This is a genomic window from Nocardia sp. 348MFTsu5.1 (assembly GCF_000383535.1).
GTDB lineage: Bacteria > Actinomycetota > Actinomycetes > Mycobacteriales > Mycobacteriaceae > Williamsia > Williamsia faeni.
This window is the reverse complement of record NZ_KB911518.1, coordinates 166,946-189,294: the sequence shown is the minus strand read 5'-3', so window position 1 is coordinate 189,294 and position 22,349 is coordinate 166,946. Positions and strand designations below refer to the sequence as shown.

Genomic DNA, 22,349 nt, shown 5'->3' with positions numbered 1-22,349 from the left:
CCACAAACCCTCAGCCGGACGGTTAGGGTTGATCCCATGAGTGCAGCGGCCCCGATTTCCGACAACTACACCGGCGACTTCCGCAATTCGGATGTGCCACAACGTAAAACCACACCGAATGCAACGATCCTCAAACTGTCCGTCGGCCCGATGGACAACAACGTCTACGTCATCACCTGCCGTGAAACCGGCAAAGCGCTGCTGATCGACGCCGCGAACGACGCCGATGTCCTGATCGAACTGATCAAGGCGCACGGCCACATCGAATCGATTTTCACCACCCACTGGCATCCCGACCACTGGATCGCGCTCGACGAAGTGGTCAAGGCCACCGGCCTGCCGACCGCCGCAGGCCGGATCGACGCGCCGCCGATTCAGGTGCCGACCGATCGGCTCGTCGACGAGGGCGACATCATCGAGGTCGGCAACCTCAAGTTGGGCACCATCCACGTGAAGGGTCACACCGACGGTTCCATCGCATTGTTCTTCGACGACGACGTCACGCACCTGTTCACCGGTGACTGCCTGTTTCCCGGCGGCGTCGGCAAGTCGCAGACGCCCGAGGACTTCAAGTCGCTCATCGCCGACGTCACCACAAAACTGTTCGACCGTTTCGACGACAGCACGGTGGTGTACCCCGGACACGGACTCGACACCAGCCTGGGCGCCGAACGCCCGCATCTCGACGAGTGGCGCGAACGAGGCTGGTAGAAAGCCCACGCCGCGGGGTACCCCACTCCTAGTTCGACCATACGTCGGGTGGAACCCCATCCGGCAGCCATGTTCAGCCGAAAGCTCGACAAGCAGATTCGAATTAACAGTGTCTGGAGGAGGCCCTTAAAATGCTGATTCGCCGAATTGCCCGTCCCATGCTCGCAGCCGCGTTCATCGCCACCGGGATCGAGGTGATCCGACGTCCGGAACCGTTGGCCGAAGCCGCGCAACCATACGTCGACAAGGCCAAGGGTGCACTGCCGCCCACGGCCGCAGATCTCATCCCCAAAGACGCGCAGGCCGTGGTCCGTATCAATGGCGCCATTCACATCGCCGGTGGTCTGGCACTGGCCACGGGCAAGTTCCCGCGACTGGCCGCGCTGACGCTGACCGGTGTTGTCGTCCCGACGACACTCGCCGGACACGATTTCTGGAACGAAACCGACCCGCATGAGCGCGCTGAACAGCAAGCGCACTTCATCCAGAACGTCGGCCTACTCGGCGGCCTTCTGCTCGCCACCGTCGACACCGAAGGCAAACCGTCACTCGCGTGGCGCGGACGCCGGGCCGCAGCGCGGGCGAGCGACAAGCTGGCCACCGCGCTGCCATCGGGTTCAGACGGATCGGCGGCCACCGAGGTACTCGCCGACAAGGCGTCGCACTTCGCCGAGGCCGTCGCCGAACTCACCGGTGAGTTCGCCGAAGTCGCGGCCGATCGCGGCAGCAAGCTCGCCGAAGTCGCGGCCGATCGCGGCAGCAAGTTCGCCGAGGTGGCCTCTGAACGCGCTTCCGAACTCGCGGACGTCGCTGCCGCCAAGGGCGCAGTGTTGGCGGGTGTCGCAGCCGAGCAGGGCGCAGCGCTGACCAAGGCCGCAGCAGAACGACAGGCCGCTCTGGGCAAGGTAGCCGTGCAACAACAGGCCGTACTGGGTAAAGCAGCAGTTAAACAGCAGGCCGCGTTGGGCAAGAAAGCCGGTAAGAAGCAGTCGCAGGTGATCGATGCGACCGCGTACCACCGTTCCGCACTCGCCGATTCTGCCGCCAAGGCCTGGGATTCGACCTACGAGCATGCCGAGCACGCCCTGGAAACAGTGCGCGAGAAGGCTCCCGAGCTGGCCGAGTCGGTCAGGGAGTACAGCCTCGAAGTGGCAGAGCGCGCCGCCGAAGAGGGGGCCAAACTCTCCGCGCGGGCGCGCAGGCAGGCCAAGAAGGCTCAGAAAGCCGCAGCAAAGGCCCGCTGATCCGGTTCGGCAGGTGCGCGGGTCTCAGCCGAGAACCGCGCGGGCGGCTTCCCGCGCACTTGCCGGATCCGAGGTCTGCGACACCGCGGCAGCGGCCCGACGACACTCATCGAGGGTGACGCTGCCGAGTTTTGCGCCGACTCCGGCCACCGCGGAGGCGGCCGCCGACAGTGACGTGACTCCGAGTCCGACCAGAACGCAGGCCAGCAGCGGATCCGCCGCGGCCTCACCACAGACACCCACCGGTTTGCCGGCGGCTGCTCCCGCCGCCGCGGTCCGGGCAACAAGCGACAGCACGGCCGGCTGCCATGGGTCGGTCAGCTCGGCAAGATCTGCCGACATCCGATCCGCGGCCATCGTGTACTGCGCGAGGTCGTTGGTTCCGATCGACAAGAACTCGACGTGCTCGAGGATTCGTTCGGCCAGCAGGGCCGCCGCGGGCACCTCGATCATCACGCCCGGCACCAGGCCGCGTTCGCGGACCTTGTCGGCAAACCACTTCGCCTCTGCGGCGGTGGAGATCATCGGTGCCATCACCCAGGGGGCCCGCAGGCCTTCGGCGGCAGCCGCCACCCCGTCCAGCTGACGATCGAGGATTCCGTTGTCCCGTGCGGCAATTCGGATGCCGCGCACACCCAGCGCCGGGTTGGCCTCATCGGGATGATTGGCAAAACGCAGCGGCTTGTCAGACCCGGCGTCGAGCGTCCGCAGGACCACCTTGGATTCGGGGAAGGCCTCGATCACCTCACGGTAGATCGCCGCCTGTTCGTCGACCGTCGGCTCCTTCTCCCGATCCAGGAAACACAGTTCGGTGCGGAACAGTCCCACGCCCCCGGCCGCGGTTCCCGCCGCGACCCGGGCCCCGGCCCCGTCCTGCACGTTGGCGAGCACATCGACGCGATGACCATCCGAGGTCGCGCCCGGCCCTGACCACGCCGCGGTGCGTGCGGCGATCAACTGGTGGGCGGCCACCGCCTTCGCCGCGACCTCTACGTCGGGGGACACGGTCAGTTCACCGGTACCCCCGTCGATCAGCACCTGGGTGCCGGCCACCACGGATTCGAGCCCGATCACCGCGACCACGCAAGGAATCCCGAGTTGGCGGGCGATGATCGCGGTGTGGCTGGTCGGCCCGCCGAGAGAGGTCGCGAGCCCGATGATCAGGGACGGGTCCAGACCCGCCGTGTCGGCCGGCGCGAGGTCGTCGGCCAGGAGTACCGAGGGCACATCCGGCACCGGGACACCCGGCTCGGGCAAGCCCGACAACTCGGCGAGCACCCGATCGCGGATGTCGTTGAGATCGGTCACCCGCTCGGCCATCAGCCCACCCAGTTTGGCGAACAGGTCGGCGAACTGCGCAGTCGCGGCGACCGCGGCCGCCGCGGCCGAACTGCCGGTGGCGATCAGCTTCTCCGCCGCGCCGAGCCATCCGCGATCGGTTGCCATCGCCGCGTTGGCCGCGAGCACCTCCGAAGCCGATCCACTCGACACCGCAGCGCGGTCCTGGAGTCGTTTCGCAACAGCGGTGGTCGCCCGGCCGAATGCCTGCAGCTGTGCGTCACGATCCGCCGCGGGCACGAGTTCCGTATCGATCGCCGGTTCCACGCGCGGTCCGGGCACAACTGCGGGTCCCAGGACCACGCCCGGTACCACCGGGGTACCCCGCAGAACCTGTCGCGAGCTCTTTACCTGCGCTGACATCGTCATCCGACCTCCTGAAGTCGATCCGAACATGTGGTGCGTGCAAACACAACCACGGGTTGATGTGATCCAGATTACCTAAAATGCTTGACAAAGCAATACGTTCGGGCATAAAACAACATAAAGCAACACAAGAAACCAACGCTTGCCACATCGAGGCGGGCCGCATCGGAGGACAGGATGTATCCAGAGGAACGGCAGCAGGCGATGGCATCGGTCATCGCACAGAAAGGTCGGATGTCGGTTGCAGACCTCGCCGAGCTGTACGCCGTGACCACCGAGACCGTCCGCCGCGACCTGGCCGCCGTGGAGCGGCTCGGCCTGATCCGGCGGGTCCATGGCGGCGCGGTACCGGCCTCGGCCCTGACCGCCATCGAGGTGGGCACCACCGAGCGCGAACACAGCCACGCAGAAGAAAAGGAACGCATCGGGAAAGCCGCCATCGATCACCTGCCACCGGCCGGCGGCAGCGTGTTGATCGATGCCGGAACCACCACCGCGCGACTCGCCGCTCACCTGCCCACCGACCAGGATCTGGTCGTCATCACCAACTCACTTCCGGTTGCGACGCGAGTGAGCGGCCTCGGTGGACTGCGGCTGCATCTACTCGGCGGACGGGTCCGCGGCATCACACAGGCCGTCGTCGGCGACGATGCGCTCCGGACACTGTCCACCATGCGCGTCGATGTGGCGGTTGTCGGAACCAACGGCATCAGCATGCGCCACGGTTTGTCCACACCGGACAGCGACGAAGCCGCGATCAAGCGGGCCATGGTCGAGTCTGCACACCAGGTCGTGGTCGTCACGGACTCATCCAAGGTCGGTCGCGAGGATCTGATCAGCTTCGCCCCCATCGACCGGGTCGATGTGCTGATCACCGACACCGACCTCTCGGACACCGCCCGCGCCGAGTTCATCGACGCCGGCATCGACGTGGTGACGGCATGATCGTCACCCTGACCGCCAATCCCAGCATCGACCGCACCGTGACACTGGACGGACCGCTACGTCGCGGCGCTGTGCACCGCGCCACCACCGCGACCTCACATCCCGGGGGCAAAGGTGTCAACGTCGCCCGCGTGATCACCTCGGCCGGAAAGAGTGCAGTCGCAGTGCTCCCCGGTAACCCGAGCGAACCGCTGCTCCAGGCACTGACCGAGTCCGGGATCACCCACCACGCGATCGCGCATCCCGGTGCAGCGCGGGTGAACCTCACGGTGACCGAGCCGGACGGAACCACCACCAAGATCAATGAGCCGGGCGCCGCCCTGCTTCCCGAACAACTCGAAGCCCTGTCGGCATCCCTCCGCGATCTCGCGGCGTCTGCCGCCTGGATTGTGCTGTCGGGCTCGCTGCCTCCCGGTGTCCCGGACCGCTGGTACGCCGAACTCGTTGCGGCGCTCCGGACCGGACCCGCCAAGATCGCCGTCGACACCTCCGACGGTCCGCTTCGGGCACTGGCAGCCGAATTTGCCATTGCTGCACCTGATCTCATCAAGCCGAATGCCGAAGAGCTGGGTCAGCTCGCTGGTACTGACGGCCTCGAACTCGAGCGCGCCGCCGAACAGGGCGATCCCTACCCCACCGCTCGGGCAGCCCGCTCGCTGATCGAACGCGGTGGCCCGCAGACCGTGCTGGCCACCCTCGGCGCCGCGGGCGCAGTGCTGGTCACGACGACCGGCGCGTGGCACGCCACAACACCTCCGATCGCGCCGCGAAGCACGGTTGGCGCCGGCGATTCGTCGCTGGCCGGATATCTACTCGCTGATCTGGAGAACGCCGGACCAGCTGACCGCCTAGCCATGGCGGTCGCGTACGGGAGTGCCGCCGCCGCCTTACCCGGCACGGCACTGCCCAGTCCCCATCACACCAACCCGGGCGCCGTGACAGTCACCGCGCTGACCTCGGTCCTCGGTAGCTCCTGATGGCCACACCAGATCCTCGAAACCCTGATCTCGAATCACGAAATAAGGAATCCGCAATGTCCAACCCGACGATCCACACCGGCCCGGTTCCGGCGATCATCACCCCGGAATTGATCGCGCTCGATACCGGGCTCGGCACCACCAAAGAGGCTGTGATCGAGGCGCTGGCCCATCAGCTCGCCGCCGCCGGACGCACCACCGACGTCAACAGCCTGCGCGACGCCGCCCTGGCCCGCGAATCGCAGTCCGCCACCGGGCTTCCCGGCGGGATCGCGATCCCGCATTGCCGGGACGAGTCCATCGTCGCGGCCTCCCTGGGGTTCGCCAGGCTCGACCCGAAGGTCGACTTCGGCGCCCCCGACGGCCCCGCCGACCTCGTCTTCCTGATCGCCGCCCCCGCCGGCGCCGGAGCCGAGCACATGAAACTGCTCTCCTCACTGGCCCGCGCACTGGTGAAGCCGGAGTTCGTGTCGGCTCTGCGCAACGCCGCCGGCGCAGACGACGTGGTCGGGCTCGTCGAGGATGTCCTTCATCCGGCACCCGCGGCCGCACCCGCGGCCACGCCGGCCAAGGCACCGGCCGTCGAGAAGGTCACCACCGCGAAGTCCCCCTCCGAACCTGTCGGCGATACCGGTCCGTCGGGTGCCGAGCAGACCATCGTCGCGATCACCGCCTGCCCCACCGGCATCGCGCACACCTACATGGCCGCCGATTCACTGGTGGCGGCCGGCGAACGCGCCGGGGTGAAAGTGCATGTCGAGACCCAGGGTTCGTCGGGCAGCACCCCCCTGTCCCCTGACACCATCGCCGCCGCGAGTGCCGTGATCTTCGCAACCGATGTCGGGGTGAAGGGCAAAGAACGATTTGCCGGTAAGCCGGTGGTCGCCTCGGGCGTCAAGCGCGCCATCAACGAACCCGACGCGATGATCACCGAAGCGCTGCGGGCCGGACTCGATCCGAACGCCGCCACAGTTGCCGGTTCCGCGGTGTCCGACACCGAACAGACCGGCGGCGGCGACGTCGGCTGGGGTACCCGGTTGCGCCAGATCCTGCTGACCGGCGTGAGCTACATGATCCCGTTCGTCGCTGCCGGCGGCCTGCTCATCGCGTTGGGCTTCCTATTGGCGGGCTACGAGATCGCCGACACCGCGTCGGATATCACCCTCGACAACTCACTGACGTCGCTGCCTGACGGTGGACTGATGACCTACCTCGGCGCGGTCCTGTTCCAGCTCGGTTCGCTCGCCTTCTCGTTCCTCGTACCGGCACTGGCCGGTTACATCGCCTTTGCCATCGCCGACCGGCCGGGTCTGGCGCCAGGATTCACCGCGGGCGCCGTGGCGGTATTCGTCGGAGCCGGATTCATCGGTGGTCTCATCGGTGGTCTGATCGCCGGGTTTGCCGCCCTCTACATCGGCCGGATCGGTGTTCCGCAGTGGGCACGTGGCCTGATGCCGGTGGTGATCATCCCGTTGTTCGCCTCACTGGTGGTCGGCCTGCTGATGTTCATCGTGCTCGGGAAGCCGCTGGCCGCGCTCACCGACGGACTCACCGACTGGCTGAACGGATTGTCGGGCTCGTCTGCGGTGGTGCTCGGTGTCATCCTCGGACTGATGATGTGCTTCGACCTCGGCGGTCCGGTCAACAAGGCTGCGTACGCATTCGCCGTGGCCGGACTCTCGGTCACCGACCACGCATCGCTGCAGATCATGGCTGCGGTCATGGCGGCCGGCATGGTGCCGCCGCTGGCGATGGCCCTGGCCTCGACCGTTCGTCCCGGACTCTTCACCCCGGCCGAACGTGAGAACGGAAAGGCGGCCTGGCTGCTGGGCGCCTCGTTCATCTCCGAAGGAGCGATCCCGTTCGCGGCGGCCGACCCATTCCGCGTGATTCCTTCGATGATGGCCGGCGGTGCCGTGACCGGCGCTCTGATCATGGCGGCCGACGTGACCCTGAGCGCGCCCCACGGCGGCATCTTCGTCTCGTTCGCCATCGGCGGGCTCCTGTGGTTCTTCGTCGCACTCGCGGCAGGAACCATCATCTCGGCAGCGTGCGTTGTCGCCGCCAAGCAGTTCATCCGCCCCCGCAAGGTGGCCGACACCGAGGCCAAAGTCCTCACCGCGGCCTGATCCACACACAGAGCACAGCAACACCCTGATCACAGCTTCACCCCAGCTCGAAACAACCCCACAGCTCGAAACAAACAAGGAGAAAATCATGCCCAGTACCACCGTTGCGGTCGGATCGTCCATCGGCCTGCACGCCCGCCCCGCAGCCACCATCGCCGAAGCCGTGTCGGCCGCCGGGATCCCGGTGACCCTGGCCGTGGCCGGGGGTGAGCCGGTGGACGCCGGCTCGGCCCTGCTGATCATGACGCTCGGCGCGACGGTGGGCACCGAGGTCACCGTCACCAGTGAGGATCAGGGAACGCTCGACAAGGTCGCCGGGCTCGTGGCCTCGGATCTCGACGCCTGAACAAGGTCGCATCGGCCTGGTAGCAGGCCGCATCCCCTCTGTGACGCGGTGGGCCGGGAAGCTTTATCCGGCCCACCGCGTTATTCTTTGGTGCCATTTTTGTGCGCGCACGACGCAGTCGGATCTCCCGTTCGACACGCTGCTTCAGTACACCGAGGAGGACTGTGTTCGAGGCCGAACAACACCATCTGGATCGCGTATACGGTCGGCTCGACCGGATGCGCCGCAACGCGCAGACCCGGCTGGCGTCTGCGCTGCGCGATACCGGTGGCACCCCACAGGCCCGTTCCGAACGCGAATCCTATGAGCGTCTGTACAACGACGACCTGACCAAGTTCGATGCCGCCGAACACAATCTCTACTTCGGCCGCCTCGACCTCGACAGCGGTGAGGTCCGCCGGATCGGGCGCATCGGCATCCTCGACGACGACGATCAGGACAGCACCCTCCTGCTCGATTGGCGCGCACCGCTCAGTCGCCCGTTCTACCTCGCGACCCCCGCATCACCGGAAGACGTGCAGACGCGCAGTCACGTCCGCACCCGCAACCGCACCATCACCGCGATCAACGACGAACGTCTCGACGTCACCGAGATCGCCGACGCCGACGACACCGGCCACGGCGACGTGGTCAACGAAACGGCACTGATCACCGCTCTCAACGCCGCCCGTACCGGGCACATGAACGACATCGTCGAGACCATCCAGCGTGAGCAGGACGTCATCATCCGGTCGCCGCACCGCGGCGTGCTGGTGGTCCAGGGTGGTCCGGGCACCGGCAAGACCGCGGTGGCACTCCACCGCGCCGCCTACCTGCTGTACACCTATCGCGAAACCCTCGCGCGCAGTGGCGTTCTCATCATCGGCCCCAACACCACGTTCTTGAAGTACATCGGGCAGGTGCTGCCGTCCCTCGGCGAGAGCGGCGTCCTCCTGTCGACCATCGGCGACCTCTACCCGGGCGTCCAGGCCACCGTCACCGACAATCCGGTGGCGTCGACCCGCAAGGGCGACCTGGCCATCGTCGATGTCCTGAAACAGGCTGTCCGGGACCGCCAAGAGCTGCCCTCATCGCCGATCATCCTGAAGTTCGAGGGATATGAGGTCGCCATCACCAGCAAGGTGATCCAGCGTGCCCGCGGCCGGGCGAGGTCGTCGCGGCGACCGCACAACCACGCCCGCTCGGTATTCATGCGCTCGGCGTTCGACGCGCTGGCGCAGCAACATGCCGAACGGATCGGTTCGAGCCTGATCGACGGTTCACAGCTGCTGAGCGGCACCGACATCGCAGACATCCGCGACGAGATGCGCGAAGACCCGGATATCACTGCCGCTCTGGCGCATTTCTGGCCTCAGCTGTCCCCGCAGGTGGTGCTGGCGGATCTGCTCACGTCACCGCAGCGGATCAAGTCCGCGACGCCCGGCTGGCCACAAGCCGACCGGGACGCACTTCTCCGTACCTCACGTAGTGGTTTCAGCCCCGCCGATGCACCGCTCCTCGACGAACTGGCCGAGATCATCGGCATCGACAACGACGGCGATGAAGAGCGAGAACGCGCCCAGTGGCGTCAAAAGCTGTCGGACGCACAGGATGCGCTCGACATCCTGACCGGATCGGCACCCCAGGACCTCGAAGATGAACTGGACCCGGAAATCCTGATGGCATACGACCTGATCGATGCCGAACAACTTGCGGCACGCCAGACCAACCGGGTGGCTCTGACCACGGCCGAACGCGCATACAACGACCGCACCTGGACATTCGGCCATGTGATCGTCGACGAAGCCCAGGAACTGTCGGCGATGGCATGGCGAATGATCATGCGCCGCATCCCGAATCGCTGGATGACCGTCATCGGGGACACCGCGCAGACGGGCGATCCGGCGGGGACGAACTCATGGGGCGAGGTGCTCACCCCGTACGTGGCCCAGCGGTGGCGCAAGTTCGACCTGACGGTCAACTACCGCACACCCAGCGAGATCATGGCGGTCGCGGCCCCGATCCTCGAGCAGATCGACAGCGAGATGTCGGCGCCCACCTCGATCCGATCGAGTGGACGGCCACCGGTCTTCGAGCAGACATCGGCCAACAAGGTCGGTTCGGTTGCGGCCAGACTCGCGACCGAACCACTCGACGGGATCGCTGCGATCATCGCCCCGGACGAGTTGATCGACGAAATCCGCTGTGCCACCGAGAATCTCGATGGCGGTGGGGTGGAACTGTCCGTTCTCACCGTGGCGCAATGCAAGGGCCTGGAGTTCGACCGCACGATCGTCATCGAACCGTCGATGATCGTGCAGCAGTCAGCACGCGGATGGGGCGATCTGTATGTGGCACTCACCCGGGCAACTCAGCAGCTGGCAGTTGTGCACAGCGCCGAGTTGCCCCAGCCCCTACAGCGGGCCGCTCAGACGGTGTGAACGATCAGGACGTCGGACCGCGACTTGCGGGCGACGTCCGCAGGGACGGAACCGAGCAACCGACCGGCGATCGAGTTGAGACCCTTGTTACCGACCACGAGCAGGTCGGCGTTGGAGTCCGCAACGAGGTTCAGCAGTGCATCCACCGGAGCGCCGACGACGGGACGGGTGGAGATCTTGACACCACCGGCCGCCGTGGCCCGTTCCTTTGCGGTTCGGAGGATTTCCTCGGTCGGCGCGGACCCGTGAACCTGGTAGCCCTCGTCTTTGAGCACATCGGATGCCGCCGAAACCGCCCTGTCGTCGGTCGGGAAATATGCACACGCAATGATCAACTGTGCCGAGCCCCCACTGATCGCCCCCGCGCGCTCCACGGCCTTCATCGACGATTCAGATCCATCGGTTCCCACTACGACGGTCTGGTATGCGCTCATTCATTCCTCCAATAAACGTGCCTGCATATGGAAACGCCCGGCGGCGTTGCCTTCCGAGAGGGTATATCGCTACCGGCGTCCAGCAATCGGGTATCCACGGAAGCGCGCACCACCGACTGCGCTGACCTGCGGCGATGATTACTGTCACTCGCGTCACATGTAACTTGGTCTACGAGATCCCCGCGGCGTCCATGCCGCGCAACTCTTTCTTCAGATCAGCTATTTCATCGCGCAGGCGACCCGCGAGTTCGAACTGCAGATCGCGGGCAGCATTCATCATCTGATCGGTCAGCGCGCCGATGAGGTCCGCGAGTTCTGCACGAGGCATCGCGGACACGTCCCGGCCATCGAGTACACCGGAGGACGTCGACGCCCGCCCCGGCTCGCCCTGCGCCCGACGACCACGACTCGCATTGCGGCCGGAACCACCAACGGCAACAGCATCTTCGGCTTCTTCGTAGACCTGATCGAGGATGTCGGCGATCTTCTTCCGCAACGGCCTCGGATCGACGCCCATCTTCTTGTTGTAGGCGACCTGCTTCTCGCGGCGACGATCGGTCTCCTCGATGGCGTTGCGCATCGAGTCGGTGATCTTGTCGGCGTACATGTGCACCTCGCCCGAGACATTTCGGGCTGCACGCCCGATGGTCTGGATCAAGCTGGTGGTACTCCGCAGGAACCCTTCCTTGTCGGCGTCGAGGATGGCGACCAGGGAGACCTCGGGCAGGTCCAAACCCTCACGGAGAAGGTTGATTCCGACCAGTACGTCGTAGTCACCGAGCCGGAGCTGACGCAGGAGTTCGACGCGACGCAAGGTGTCGACCTCCGAGTGCAGGTAGCGCACCCGAATTCCCATCTCCAGCAGGTAATCAGTGAGGTCTTCCGACATCTTCTTGGTCAGTGTGGTGACCAGAACCCGCTCGTCCTTTTCACTGCGTTCCCGGATCTCGTGGATCAGATCGTCGATCTGTCCCTTGGTCGGTTTGACGACCACCTGCGGGTCGACGAGGCCGGTCGGCCGGATCACCTGCTCGACGAACTCACCGTTCGATTGTCCGAGCTCATACGGTCCCGGTGTTGCCGACAGGTATACCGTCTGGCCGATGCGATCAGTGAACTCACTCCAGGTCAACGGCCGGTTGTCGACCGCCGACGGCAACCGGAAACCGAAGTCGACCAGATTGCGCTTGCGCGACATGTCGCCCTCGTACATGGCGCCGATCTGCGGCACCGTGACGTGTGACTCGTCGATCACCAGCAGGAAGTCTTCCGGGAAGTAGTCGATCAGGGTTGCCGGTGCGGTACCCGGGCCACGGCCGTCGATGTGGCGTGAATAGTTCTCGATGCCCGAACAGAAGCCGACTTGCCGCATCATCTCGAGGTCGTAGTTGGTCCGCATCCGCAAACGCTGGGCCTCGAGCAGTTTGCCCTTGCCCTCCAGGTCGGCGAGGCGTTCCTCGAGCTCGGTCTCGATCGAGGCGATCGCCCGCTCCATGCGCTCGGGTCCGGCTACATAGTGCGTGGCCGGGAAGATCCGCAATCCCTCGACCTGCCGGACGACATCACCGGTCAGCGGATGCAGGTAGTACAGCGCTTCGATCTCATCACCGAAGAACTCGATCCGGATCGCCAGCTCCTCGTAGGAGGGGATGATCTCGACCGTGTCACCGCGCACCCGGAAACTGCCACGGGTGAAGCTGACGTCGTTGCGGCTGTACTGGACATCGACGAGCAGGCGTAACAGCGCGTCACGGTCGACCTCCAGCCCGACCTCGAGCTGCACCGAACGATCGAGGTAGGACTGCGGTGTTCCGAGGCCGTAGATGCACGACACGGACGCCACCACCACCACGTCGCGACGGGACAACAGGCTGAACGTCGCCGAGTGACGCAACCGCTCCACGTCGTCGTTGATCGACGAGTCCTTCTCGATATAGGTGTCCGTCTGCGCGATGTACGCCTCGGGCTGGTAGTAGTCGTAGTAGGACACGAAGTACTCAACGGCATTGTTGGGCAACATGTCCCGGAGCTCGTTGGCGAGCTGGGCGGCAAGGGTCTTGTTCGGCGCCATCACCAGCGTCGGCCGCTGCACCTTCTCGATCAACCAGGCGGTGGTCGCCGATTTACCGGTGCCGGTGGCGCCGAGCAGGACGATGTCTTTCTCACCGTCGGCCAGCCGCTTCTGGAGCTGTTTGATCGCCGTCGGCTGATCGCCGGCCGGCTGGTGATCGCTGACGACCTCAAATGTCGCCTCGGTACGTTCGATCTCCCCGACCGGGCGGAATTCCGAGTGCGCAACGATCGGATGTTCTGCTGCGAAAGCCATGACGCCAGAGTAATCGCGACCTCTGACACGGCGCGTACGCCGACAGCGGACACCCGGCTGGGTTAGGTTGTCGCGATGGCTGCGCCGCACCCGCCCAAACACGAGATCTTCGATGTCCCGGGGCGCACGAATACCGATCCCAAGGGGTTCATCCGTGCGGTCGAGGTCTACCGGACCACCGACTTCGGGCTCTACATGGACCGGCCCGCCGATCATCGGCAGTTCAGCCGGCTGCAATCCTGGCTACTCCCCGACTTCGGGCTCCGGGCGAACATTTTCCACTTCCGCCCCGGACACGAGCGCAACCAGCGCCTCTACCTCGATGTCGGGGCGTTCACCGGCCCCGACGCGGACGGTTGCTGGCATTCGGAGGACTGGTATCTCGACCTGATCGATCGCCCGGGCCACCTCGAACTCGAAGACGTCGATGAACTGTTCGACGCCCATGCCGCCGGCCTACTCCCGCGTGAGCACGCCGAGGCGGCGGTCCACATCGCCACTCGCACGATGACCGGTGCAGCGGCACACGGGAACGACGTCGAGGCCTGGCTGGCCGCCCAGGGCGCCGCACTCGTGTGGCAGTAGGCCGGCCGCCTCGACGGCCGATCTGTCACGCCGGGTTGAGCGTCACACCAGGTTGATCGTCACGGCGCGGCCGGGATCGGCGTTGGCGTGCACGCCCGGACTGCGCTCCGGGAATCCGCCGTCCGACAGCGGATCGATCAAGTCTGCCGCCGACGCCCCGGCGGCCAGGGCGACGTCGAGTTCGATGACATCGAGCGCCGCAGCCCCTACCTCGGACGTACGCCCCACGTGCTTGATGTCGGCGATCTTGTCGCCGCCGAGCACTCGCAACCGATTCGTCAGCCGGGTCGCGTCGACCGGCCATTGCTCCCGGTAGGCCACCTCGGCGCTCGGCTGCGGCGCACAGGCCCGAGTGCGGACCCCGCGCTCGTACGGCACGAGCCGCTCGTCCCACAGTGCCGCCGCCTTCGCCGCGAGATCATCGGGGGTGCCGCTGTTGTCGAGCCACACATCCGCGACCGCACGCCGATCCTCGACACTGGCCTGCGACCGGATCCGAGCCCGGGCGTCGTCTTCCGGCATACCGCGCTGGCCGGTCAGACGAGCCAGCCGGACGCCTTCGTCGGCGTGCACGATGACCACCAGATGGAAGAACGGCGCGGTGTGGTTCTCCACCAACAGCGGAATGTCCTGGAGCACGATCGCATCCTCGGGCGCCGCGTCGAGCAATTCAGCGGCGCGCGCACCGACCAACGGGTGCGTGATGCCGTTGAGTTTCTTTCGTTGCTCGTCATCGACGAAGGCCTTGGCCGCCAATGCCGCCCGGTCGAGCGCACCGTCGGGCAGCAGAATGTCTGCGCCGAACGTCTCGACCAGCTGGGCAAGACCATCACTGCCCGGTGCGACAACTTCCCGGGCGATGACGTCCGCGTCAATCAGATATGCACCGCGCTCGGTCAGAGTGCGTGCCACCGTGGATTTTCCGGCGCCGATACCGCCGGTCAGGCCTACTCGAATCACCGACTCAGTGTTGCAGATGATCAGTCCGTGACGCCGGTCAGCTCGGTCTTCGCCGCAGTCAACGCGTTTCGGCCGGTGCCGTCACCGCTCGTCCGTTCGCCCCAATCCTGCTGCAACTCCGCCCTACGGTCCGCAATCGCACGGTACCGTCGCCTTACCCGCACGGAGCGTCCACACGATTGGATCGGCGCGTGCTGAAACCCGAGTGCGTTGGCATCTCCTCCTTGGTGGGCACATGTTCTTATCAAAACCATTGAACGGCAAGGCGACACGGCGCCGGACCCGCCGGCCCGTACCCACCGCGGCGGTTGCGGTGATGCTCACAACCGCGTTGGTCGGAACCGCCTGCTCCTCGGATTCGGACACATCGACGTCTTCGAGTAGTTCGCCATCGAACAGCGCGCTGCTGCCACTCGACGCTGCCGCCATGGACAAGGTCGTCGACGACATCGCCACCGGGTTCCACGAGATAGGCATGATGGTGTTGATCCGGACACCGCAGGGCGACTACACAAACGGATGGGGCACTCTCGGGCTCGACTCCACCGAGAAGCCGACTCCCGCCACGAAGGTCCGCGTCGGTTCGAACACCAAGACCTGGACCGGTACCGCGATCATGCAGATGGTCCAGGAGGGCAAGATCTCCGTCGACGATCCGGTCAGCAAATATCGGCCAGATGTTCCGGGCGGAGAGAACATCACCATCGGGCAGCTGCTCGACATGCGTAGCGGGCTCTACAACTACACCGAGACGATCGAACTGAACACCGCACTCGACGAGGACACCCAGAAGGTTTGGACGCCCGAAGAGCTGCTGGCGCTGGCCTTCGCACATCCGCCGTATTCGGCTCCCGGCACCGAATACCACTACTCCAACACGAACACCGTCCTGCTCGGTCTCATCGCCCAGGAACTCGACGGCAAACCCATCGCCAAGATCTTTCAGGACCGTTTCTTCTCCGAGCTCGGCATGACCGGCTCATCGTTCCCCGCCAACACCGACACCTCCCTTCCGTCCACCTATGTGAACGGGTACTCGTACAGCGGGAACGTCGAGACCTTGGGTGAAGGCAAGGAATCCCTTCCACCGGAGAGGCTCGCGGCCATCGAAGCCGGCACGGTTGAGCCGAGGATCACCACCAACGACAACCCGTCGTGGACCTGGTCGGCGGGCCAAGGCATTTCGACGGCGGGCGACCTGGCCACCTGGGTGGAGGCCCTGGGCAAGGGCCGGCTCCTCGACGCGAAAACCCAGCAGCTGCGCATGGACAGCATCAAACCTTCGGACCCCGACGACCCCGGAAGCTCCGGTTACGGTTACGGCATCGCTTCGATGGGACCGCTACTCGGGCACATCGGTGAGATGCCCGGCTACAACTCGTTCATGGGCTACGACCCCGTCAACGACGTGACACTGGTGGTCTGGGGGAACCTCGCGCCCACCGCAGACGGATTCCCGCCGGCCGCCGTGCTCGCCAAGTCGCTGATTCCGTTCGTTTACGCCGGGGCCCCCGACGACACGGGCGAGGACATCGACGACGCCGCGGAGGACACGGGTGGCGGATGACCCGGACAAAAACAAACGCCCCCGGCCAGAAGGCCGGGGGCGTTTGATCTAGTGCTCTATCAGGCGTTGCCCGAAAGCTTTTCGCGCAGAGCAGCAAGCTGCTCGTCGCTGGCCAGCGAGCCACCGCTCTTCGGAGCGGACGACGAAGAAGACGACGACGAGGACGCGGTTGCGACATCGTCACCACCCTTGTCAGCCGAATCCGACGAGTACTCGGACGGTGCGTTGGCAGCGGCCTCGGCGGCAGCGGCGAACTTCTCCATCTGAGTGGTGTGCATCTTGTGGCGACGCTCTGCCTCGGCGTAGCGCGACTCCCACGCTTCCCGCTGCTTGTCGAAGCCCTCGAGCCATTCGTTGGTCTCGGGATCGAAGCCCTCGGGGAAGATGTAGTTGCCCTGCTCGTCGTAGCTGTCGGCCATGCCGTACTTCGAGGGGTCGAACTCTTCGGTGTAGTCCTCGTTGGCCTGCTTGAGGCTCAGCGAGATCCGGCGACGCTCGAGGTCGATGTCGATGACCTTGACCATCGCGTCGTCACCAACGGCGACAACCTGATCCGGCACCTCGACGTGGCGCTCGGCCAGCTCCGAGATGTGGACGAGGCCTTCGATTCCCTCTTCGACCCGCACGAATGCACCGAACGGAACCAGCTTGGTGACCTTGCCGGGCACGATCTGGCCGATGGCGTGGGTGCGAGCGAACTGGCGCCACGGATCTTCCTGCGTTGCCTTGAGCGACAGCGACACGCGCTCGCGGTCCAGATCGACGTCGAGAACCTCGACGGTGACCTCGTCGCCAACTGCGACAACCTCGGACGGGTGATCGATGTGCTTCCAGGACAGCTCGGAAACGTGAACCAGTCCGTCGACTCCGCCGAGATCGACGAATGCGCCGAAGTTGACGATGGAGGACACGACGCCCTTGCGGACCTGGCCCTTCTGCAACTGGTGCAGGAACTCGCTGCGCACCTCGGACTGGGTCTGCTCGAGCCATGCACGGCGCGAGAGGACCACGTTGTTGCGGTTCTTGTCGAGCTCGATGATCTTGGCTTCGATCTCCTTGCCGATGTACGGCTGCAGATCGCGCACGCGACGCATCTCCACCAGCGATGCGGGGAGGAATCCGCGCAGTCCGATGTCCAGGATCAGGCCGCCCTTGACGACCTCGATGACGGTGCCCTTGACGGCCTCGTCCTTTTCCTTGAGCTCTTCGATGGTGCCCCACGCCCGCTCGTACTGTGCGCGCTTCTTGGACAGGATCAACCGACCCTCTTTGTCCTCCTTGGTGAGGACGAGTGCTTCCACCGCGTCACCGACGCTGACAACCTCGCTGGGGTCGACGTCGTGCTTGATGGACAATTCGCGGGACGGGATCACTCCCTCGGTCTTGTAACCGATGTCGAGCAGCACTTCGTCACGGTCAACTTTGACGATGGTGCCCTCGACGATGTCGCCATCATTGAAGTACTTGATAGTTGCATCGATAGCGGCAAGAAAATCCTCAGCCGAGCCAATATCGTTAATGGCTACTTGCGGCGAGGTAATGGTCGTGGACGACATATGTTAGATGGCTCCGGACAGGTTGGGTTGTAGGGACAGATGTTGCAGATATTGCTGGAACGACACGAATCACTGCGAAGTGATCGGCATGTAGAACCACACGAGCACAGGCACGCGCGTGGTTGAGGATACGCCAGGCCCGGTGGCCTGGGCAAATACCGGCGATTCGCACCCGCTGATGCGTGGCACCGTGGACTCGAAAACGAGCGCCGCGGCGAATCGTCGCTGGTGGGACGCCGATGCCGAGGATTACCACCAGACTCACGGGGAGTTCCTCGGAGCCGGGAGTGAGTCCGGCGACTTCGTCTGGTGCCCCGAGGGACTCCGCGAAGAGGACGTTCACCTACTCGGCGACGTTACCGGAAAGGCCGTTCTGGAGATCGGCTGTGGGTCGGCGCCGTGCAGTCGATGGCTCACCGGGCAGGGTGCCCACGCGGTGGGCCTGGACCTGTCGCGACAGATGCTGCGTCGGGGTCAGACGGCAATGGCCGGCGGTGGACCACAGGCACCGCTGGTGCAGGCCGGCGCCGAACAGCTCCCTTTCGGCGACGGTGTCTTCGATCTGGTCTGCTCGGCGTTCGGCGCGGTGCCGTTCGTCGCGGATTCGGCCGCGGTGATGACCGAGGTCGCGCGGGTGTTGAAGCCTGGTGGGAAGTGGGTCTTTTCGGTGAACCATCCGATGCGGTGGATGTTCCCGGATGATCCCGGTCCCGCTGGTCTGACGGTGATGCTCTCCTACTTCGACCGCACCCCCTATGTGGAGACCGAAGCCGACGGGACAGTGACCTACGTCGAACACCACCGCACCGTCGGTGACCGGATCCGGGAGATCCGCGGGGCCGGGCTGATCCTCGAGGACCTCATCGAACCGGAGTGGCCTGAAGGGTTCGAGAGGGAATGGGGTCAGTGGAGTCCACTTCGCGGCCAGCACTTTCCGGGCACGGCCATCTTCTGTTGCAGGAAACCCGACCCGGACTCCTGACGCCTGCCGCGACTACAGCGCGGCGACGACCGCATCGGCGAACTCGGTCGTGGTGGCCAGACCGTCGAGGTCGCGCGTTGCGATGCCCTTCGACAGGGTCGATCCGACGGCGTCGCGAATGAGGGTGGCGGCGACGGCGAGGTCGCGGTCACCGGTGCGGGCGGCCTGCCAATCCAGCATCATCGCCGCCGACCCGATGATGCCCACCGGATTTGCGATGTTTTGCCCGGCGATATCGGGCGCCGCCCCATGGGCGGCCTGAGCCATCACCTTGTCGGCAGAGCTGTTCACCGACGCTGCCGAGCCCAGTGAACCCGCAAGCTCGGCGGCGAGGTCGGACAGGATGTCGCCGAAGAGGCTTTCGGTGACCACCACGTCGAACTCGTGCCCGCGCCGCACGAGATGCGCGGCCATGGCGTCTACATGTTGTTCGGTGATCTGCACTTGCGGATAGCGCTGACCGATCTCCCGGCAGACATCGCGGAACAGTCCCGTGGTCATCGTCAGCACGTTGGCCTTGTGAACTATCGTCACCTGCTTGCGTCGCGTCATCGCAAGCTCGAACGCGGACAACGCAATTCGTTCGGTGGCCGCGCGCGTGATCACACCGACCGCGAGGGCGACGTCCGGCGTCGGCATGAACTCACCTGTCCCCCGCACCATGTTCCGGTCGGCGTACAGACCCTCACTGTTTTCGCGCACGATGATCAAATCCATCTGCGGACTCAACGCAGGTACCCCGGGGTAAGCCACCGCAGGGCGAATGTTGGCGTAGAGGTCGAAGCGTTTCCGGATCACCGCCCCCGGTGTCAGGCCGGTGCGATGCTCGGGCGGATAGCCCGCGGAGTCGTGGGGTCCGAGGATCCACATGTCGAGGTCATCCAGTGCGGACAGGGTTTGTTCGGGGATGGCCTCGCCGACGGATTCGATGGCCGCCCGTCCGATCTCCAGAGGTATCCACTCGACGGAACAGCCGGTTCGGGTCAGCGCGACGTCCACGATTCGGGCGGCAGCCGGCACCACTTCGGGCCCGATCCCGTCGCCGTTGATGAGTCCGATCCGGCAGCGCTGCGTCATGGCACCGATGCTTCCAGACGCGGTAGCTGGGAGACTGAGGAGCATGCCTGCCGAAGGATTGGTCAACAGCTCGCACTGGGGCGTCTTCACCGCTTCCGTCGACGGCGATGGATTGCACGTCACACCGGACTCCGCCGACCCCGATCCCTCGCCACTGCTCGAGAACATCCGGGCGTCGCTCGACACCGGAGCCCGCATCCTGCACCCGTATGTTCGCCGCCGGTGGCTGACCGACGGTCCCGGCGCCGACAGCACGCGCGGTGACGACGAGTTCGTCGAGGTGACCTGGGATCATGCACTCGACCTCGCGGCTCGCGAGTTGGAACGCACCCGCAGCACATTTGGGAACTCCGCGATCTTCGGCGGTTCGTACGGCTGGGCCAGCGCCGGCCGATTCCACCACGCGCAGAGTCAGTTACATCGCTTTCTCAACTGTCTCGGCGGTTACACCCGGTCGCGGCACACCTACAGCCATGGCGCGTCGGAGGTTCTGCTTCCGCATGTGGTCGGCGATGTGGCGCCGCTCTATTCACCCACGACGTGGAAAGTGATGAGCGAACACACCGAACTGTTCGTGTGTTTCGGTGGCATGCCTGCCAAGAATTCCCAGGTCAATGGTGGCGGCGTCAGCAAACACATCGTTCGCGGTGCCATCGAGGCCGCGCGGGACAACGGCGCTCAGTTTGTTCTGGTCGGACCACTCGCCGACGACCTTGCGCTGGCACCAAACGACGAGTGGATCGCCATCACCCCGGCCACCGACACCGCCCTGATGTTGGCGCTGTGCTGGGTACTGCTTGACGAGAACCTGTGCAACAGAGACTTTCTCGACCGCTATTGCGTGGGCTTCGAGCGGTTCGCCGAGTACCTGCGCGGCGAACCCGACGGTGTGGTGAAGGATCCGCGGTGGGCCGCCCCGATCTGCGGGGTGGAGCCGGCCACGATCACCACGCTGGCACGGCGGATGGCGGCCAAACGCACGATGGTGACAACCTCGTGGTCGTTGCAACGAGCCACCTACGGCGAGCAACCGTTGTGGGCCTCCATCGCGCTGGCCTCATTCCTCGGCCAGATCGGTCTTCCCGGAGGTGGTTTCGGACATGGATACGGTTCTACCGGCGGTATGGGCGCGGCCAAACTGCCCTATTCGCTGCCCACCTTCTTTCAGGGCGCCAACCCGGTGCGCGAGTTCATCCCGGTGGCACGTATTGCCGACATGCTGCTCCACCCCGGCGAGAACTACGAGTTCAACGGTCGCACCGAGGTCTATCCCGACACCCGGCTGGTTTATTGGGCCGGCGGCAATCCGTTCCATCACCACCAAGATCTGGTCCGGCTACGGCGCGCGTTCACACGACCTGAGACAGTCATCGTCCACGAGCCGTTCTGGACCGCGACCGCACGTCACGCCGACATCGTGTTTCCGGTGACCACCACCGTCGAGCGCAACGACATCGGCTGCGGGCGATACGACCCGACGATGGTTGCGATGCGTCAGGTCACCGAACCCGTCGGCGAGGCGCGGAGCGACTACGACATCCTCGCGCAGCTGAGCAAACGGCTCGGTATCCACGATGAGTTCACCGAGAACCTCGACGAATGGGGCTGGCTCGAGAAGATCTATGAGGACTGGCGCACGGCCACTCCCGCCGAGCACACGCCGAACGAGAACTTCGCCGAATTCTGGGCAAAGGGTCGCCTGGATCTTTCGGGCCGGGTCACCACATCTGATCTGTACCAGGAGTTTCGCAGCAATCCCACCGCTCACCCACTGCGGACGCCGAGTGGTCGCATCGAGATCTTCTCCCACACCATCGACGGCTTCGGCTACGACGACTGCCCACCGCACCCGGCCTGGCTCGCACCGCCGGAAGCCGACGCACTCGGTTCAGGCGAGTACCCGCTGTGCCTGATCGCCAACAATCCGAAGACACGGCTTCACAGCCAACTCGACCACGGCGCATTCAGTGCCGCATCGAAAGTTCAAGGGCGAGAACCGATTCGACTCCACCCGGACGATGCGGCATCTCGATCCATCACCGACGGCGATCTGGTCCTGGTCCGTAGCGAGACCGGACAATTGTTGGCCGGCGCCGTCATCGACGACAACGTCGCACCCAACATCGCCCAGTTGTCGACCGGCGCCTGGTTCGACTACAGCTCACCCGACATCGCCGCCTGCATACACGGGAATCCCAACGTGCTGACCCCCGATGTCGGCACCTCCCGGCTGTCCCAGGCCAGCACCGGACAGCTCGTTCGTGTCGAGATCGAGAAATACAAAGGCGAGGTCCCGGCCATCACCGCACACGACCACAAGCAGTGGAACACCCCGTCGAGCGGGCCGTAGTTGCCGCCGAGCGGGCCCTCGTTACCGCCGAGCGGG

At 65.2% G+C, this 22,349-nt stretch carries 17 protein-coding genes; 11 read left to right on the top strand and 6 right to left on the bottom strand.

What is annotated here, in order from left to right; genetic code table 11:
• Positions 1-36: 36 nt before the first annotated feature.
• On the top strand, positions 37-711 hold the full coding sequence (locus H290_RS0119225) for an MBL fold metallo-hydrolase (RefSeq protein ID WP_020108458.1): 675 nt from the start codon (positions 37-39) through the stop codon (positions 709-711).
• Between the two features lie 131 nt (positions 712-842).
• The gene (locus H290_RS30865; RefSeq protein ID WP_020108457.1) at positions 843-1,955 is read left to right on the top strand and encodes a DoxX family protein; all 1,113 of its coding nucleotides are present in this window, start codon (positions 843-845) and stop codon (positions 1,953-1,955) included.
• Positions 1,956-1,979: 24 nt separating this feature from the next.
• On the opposite strand, the gene H290_RS0119215 is transcribed toward H290_RS30865, so the two are convergent.
• Positions 1,980-3,656 carry a putative PEP-binding protein gene (locus tag H290_RS0119215; RefSeq protein ID WP_028463398.1) on the bottom strand — a complete coding sequence of 559 codons (1,677 nt, stop codon included), beginning with the start codon at positions 3,654-3,656 and terminating at the stop codon, positions 1,980-1,982.
• A gap of 180 nt (positions 3,657-3,836) precedes the next feature.
• On the opposite strand from H290_RS0119215, the gene H290_RS0119210 reads away from it, so the two are divergent.
• From H290_RS0119210 to H290_RS0119190, 5 genes are all read left to right on the top strand, one after another.
• Positions 3,837-4,604 carry a DeoR/GlpR family DNA-binding transcription regulator gene (locus H290_RS0119210; RefSeq protein WP_020108455.1) on the top strand — a complete coding sequence of 256 codons (768 nt, stop codon included), beginning with the start codon at positions 3,837-3,839 and terminating at the stop codon, positions 4,602-4,604.
• Entirely contained in the window at positions 4,601-5,581 is a 981-nt protein-coding gene (locus H290_RS0119205) for a 1-phosphofructokinase family hexose kinase (protein ID WP_020108454.1), read from the top strand. The genes H290_RS0119210 and H290_RS0119205 overlap by 4 nt, the downstream gene beginning before the upstream one ends.
• 56 nt (positions 5,582-5,637) lie before the next feature.
• Positions 5,638-7,710, top strand: a complete 2,073-nt coding sequence (locus tag H290_RS0119200) for a fructose-specific PTS transporter subunit EIIC (RefSeq protein ID WP_020108453.1) — start codon at positions 5,638-5,640, stop codon at positions 7,708-7,710.
• A gap of 88 nt (positions 7,711-7,798) precedes the next feature.
• Entirely contained in the window at positions 7,799-8,056 is a 258-nt protein-coding gene (locus H290_RS0119195) for an HPr family phosphocarrier protein (protein WP_020108452.1), read from the top strand.
• Between the two features lie 218 nt (positions 8,057-8,274).
• Positions 8,275-10,476 (top strand): ATP-binding domain-containing protein, encoded by a 2,202-nt coding sequence (locus tag H290_RS0119190; RefSeq protein ID WP_081631646.1) that lies wholly within the window; start codon positions 8,275-8,277, stop codon positions 10,474-10,476.
• Here H290_RS0119190 and H290_RS0119185 read toward each other — a convergent pair.
• Both H290_RS0119185 and uvrB read right to left on the bottom strand, forming a co-directional pair.
• Positions 10,464-10,910 (bottom strand): universal stress protein, encoded by a 447-nt coding sequence (locus tag H290_RS0119185; protein WP_028463397.1) that lies wholly within the window; start codon positions 10,908-10,910, stop codon positions 10,464-10,466. The genes H290_RS0119190 and H290_RS0119185 overlap by 13 nt on opposite strands.
• Positions 10,911-11,079: 169 nt before the next feature.
• A complete protein-coding gene (gene uvrB, locus H290_RS0119180; protein WP_020108449.1) occupies positions 11,080-13,236 on the bottom strand; it encodes an excinuclease ABC subunit UvrB in 2,157 nt (718 codons plus the stop codon).
• A gap of 75 nt (positions 13,237-13,311) precedes the next feature.
• Here uvrB and H290_RS0119175 point away from each other — a divergent pair, with 75 nt between their 5' ends.
• Positions 13,312-13,821 (top strand): DUF402 domain-containing protein, encoded by a 510-nt coding sequence (locus H290_RS0119175; RefSeq protein WP_020108448.1) that lies wholly within the window; start codon positions 13,312-13,314, stop codon positions 13,819-13,821.
• A gap of 42 nt (positions 13,822-13,863) precedes the next feature.
• Here H290_RS0119175 and coaE read toward each other — a convergent pair whose 3' ends face one another.
• A complete protein-coding gene (gene coaE / locus H290_RS0119170; RefSeq protein WP_020108447.1) occupies positions 13,864-14,781 on the bottom strand; it encodes a dephospho-CoA kinase in 918 nt (305 codons plus the stop codon).
• A gap of 235 nt (positions 14,782-15,016) precedes the next feature.
• Between coaE and H290_RS0119165 the strand changes: the two genes are divergently transcribed.
• Positions 15,017-16,348 carry a serine hydrolase gene (locus H290_RS0119165; protein WP_231373752.1) on the top strand — a complete coding sequence of 444 codons (1,332 nt, stop codon included), beginning with the start codon at positions 15,017-15,019 and terminating at the stop codon, positions 16,346-16,348.
• Positions 16,349-16,407: 59 nt separating this feature from the next.
• Here the strand turns inward: H290_RS0119165 and rpsA are convergent, their stop codons facing one another.
• Entirely contained in the window at positions 16,408-17,904 is a 1,497-nt protein-coding gene (rpsA, locus tag H290_RS0119160) for a 30S ribosomal protein S1 (protein ID WP_020108444.1), read from the bottom strand.
• 178 nt (positions 17,905-18,082) lie between these two features.
• Here rpsA and H290_RS0119155 point away from each other — a divergent pair, with 178 nt between their 5' ends.
• Positions 18,083-18,886 (top strand): class I SAM-dependent methyltransferase, encoded by an 804-nt coding sequence (locus H290_RS0119155; RefSeq protein ID WP_051122126.1) that lies wholly within the window; start codon positions 18,083-18,085, stop codon positions 18,884-18,886.
• Positions 18,887-18,898: 12 nt separating this feature from the next.
• Here H290_RS0119155 and H290_RS0119150 read toward each other — a convergent pair whose 3' ends face one another.
• The gene (locus H290_RS0119150; protein ID WP_020108442.1) at positions 18,899-19,963 is read right to left on the bottom strand and encodes an isocitrate/isopropylmalate dehydrogenase family protein; all 1,065 of its coding nucleotides are present in this window, start codon (positions 19,961-19,963) and stop codon (positions 18,899-18,901) included.
• A 43-nt stretch (positions 19,964-20,006) separates the two neighbouring features.
• On the opposite strand from H290_RS0119150, the gene H290_RS0119145 reads away from it, so the two are divergent.
• Positions 20,007-22,313, top strand: a complete 2,307-nt coding sequence (locus H290_RS0119145) for a molybdopterin-dependent oxidoreductase (protein WP_020108441.1) — start codon at positions 20,007-20,009, stop codon at positions 22,311-22,313.
• The last annotated feature ends 36 nt before the right edge of the window (positions 22,314-22,349 follow it).